The sequence below is a fragment of the Paludibacterium sp. genome (assembly GCF_019232825.1).
GTDB lineage: Bacteria > Pseudomonadota > Gammaproteobacteria > Burkholderiales > Chromobacteriaceae > Paludibacterium.
The window spans coordinates 1-2,055 of the sequence record NZ_JAFAND010000086.1; the positions used below are offsets into that span (position 1 = coordinate 1).

Genomic DNA, 2,055 nt, shown 5'->3' on the forward strand with positions numbered 1-2,055 from the left:
CAGCTCTACCGCATCGTCAAGCATTTGCAATTTGCGGTGCGCAACGTTTTCGATGTTACGAAACCGTTTGGGGCTAGCCCCTTCGTAAAGTGCTAAGGTGTCGGCACACCGGAATGAGCGAATCGTCATGGTTACAATAATATAACGGATACCGTTAAATGCAAGCCGTTATGGCTGTCAGTGACGAGGTTATGCTGCGATCAGGCGAAACGATCCGCTTCCCGCTCGAAGCGCGCAGCCAGGAAGGCGCACACGGTTTGTACCGCCGGATCGTTGCGTTCTGTGCCGCGGGTGACCAGCCATAATGGGCGCGACGGCGGCCGGGGCGGCAAGGCACAGGGCTTGAGCCGTGGATAGTGGCGGGCGACGAAGTGCGGCAGCAAGGCAATACCCACGCCGGTTTCGGCGGCCGCGGCTTGCGCGAGCTGGGTATCGGCGCGCACGGCTAGCCGGGTCAACGGGTAGTGTTGTTGCAGCCACTGCGCTTCCGGCAGGTGGGCGTGGCTCTCGCTGAAACCGACGAACACCGGCGCTTGCCCCGTGCCGAGCCGCTCCGGCCAAGCGGGCAGCGCATAGAATCCAAAGCCGATCTCCGCCAGCGGGCGGGCGATCACCATGCCATCCTGTGGGCGGTCCAGACGTAGCGCAATGTCCGTCTCGCGGCGCTCCAAGCTGACTTGGCGCACATCCGACGCCAATTCCAAATCCAGTCGCGGCTGTTCTTGCGCCAATTCGGCCAGCCAGGCCACCAATACCAGTTGGGCAAGACTGGGCGTGGCGTTGATGCGCACGAGGCCGGTGACGGCCGTCTGCGCGCCGCCACGGCTCAGGGCTCCCGCGGCGGCCTCCATCCGGCTCGCGTGCGCCAGAATCTGCCATCCCTGTGCCGTCAGCACGTAGCCGTCGGGGCGCCGCTCGACCAGCTTGCAGCCGAGCGTCGTCTCCAATGCCTCGACGCGCCGCGCCACGGTGGCATGGTTGACCGATAAGGCACGGGCGGCGGCCGATAGGCTGCCGTGGCGCGCCAGCGCCACGAAATGGCGGATGTCTTCCCAATCGGGCTGTGTGCGAAATTTAACAGTCATGGTGGAAATTTAGTGAATATTCGAGCATCGCGCAAAGCTTTACGCTGTGTTGCCTACCCCTGAAGGAGACACAGCATGACGACCCCTCTGACCTTGACGCTGATCGGCGGCCCGACCGCCTTGATTGAAATCGGCGGCTTGCGCCTGTTGACCGACCCGACGTTCGATCCGCCTGGTGCGTATCGCGATACGCCGATTCCGTTCGACAAGCTGACCGGCCCGGCGCTGTCGCGCGCGGCGCTCGGCCGCCTCGATGCGGTTTTGCTGACGCACGACCAACATATCGACAATCTGGATCATGCCGGGCGGGCAATGCTGCCGAGTGTACCGGTTACCTACACCACCCCCGCCGGCGCGGCCCGGCTGGGCGACTTGGCCCGCGGCCTGGCGCCGTTCGAGACGGTGGCGCTCGATGCCGGCGGCACGCGGCTGTGGCTGACCGCCACGCCGGCGCGGCATGGCCCGGAGGGGATCGAGCCGATCTCCGGCGACGTCACGGGGTTCTTGCTGGGTGTCGACGCCCCGGGCGATACGCTATACGTCAGTGGCGACACGGTGTGGTACGACGGTATTGCCGAGATTGCGCGGCGGTTTTCGCCGCGGGTGATCATGTTGTTCACCGGCGCCGCGCAGCCGAGAGGGCGGTTCCACATGACCATGAACAGCAACGATGCCATCGCCGCCGCCCATGCGTTTGCCGGCGCGCAAGTGGTAACGGTGCATAACGAGGGTTGGGGGCATTTCAAGGAAAGCGCGGCCGAACTGGCGGCGTCGTTCGCCACGCTCGGCATCGCCGAGCGGTTGCGGCCGCTTGAGCGTGGCGCGCCGCTGCGTCTTTAGCCCGGCAGCATGCCTTGGGCGCGCGCCAAGGCGAAGGCGGCGATGGTGCTGCTGTCCATGATCTCGCCGGCGATGATCATGCGCTCCATCTCCGCCAGCGTGAACCAGCGTGATTCCAGCCCTTCTTCTT

The 2,055-nt window shown here is 65.1% G+C and carries 2 protein-coding genes; one reads left to right on the forward strand and one right to left on the reverse strand.

Annotation, left to right across the window (positions count from 1 at the left end):
* Positions 1–200: 200 nt before the first annotated feature.
* Entirely contained in the window at positions 201–1,085 is an 885-nt protein-coding gene (locus JOZ06_RS10770) for a LysR family transcriptional regulator (protein ID WP_293232256.1), read from the reverse strand.
* A gap of 75 nt (positions 1,086–1,160) precedes the next feature.
* Here JOZ06_RS10770 and JOZ06_RS10775 point away from each other — a divergent pair, with 75 nt between their 5' ends.
* On the forward strand, positions 1,161–1,925 hold the full coding sequence (locus tag JOZ06_RS10775; protein ID WP_293232258.1) for an MBL fold metallo-hydrolase: 765 nt from the start codon (positions 1,161–1,163) through the stop codon (positions 1,923–1,925).
* Positions 1,926–2,055 lie beyond the last annotated feature (130 nt).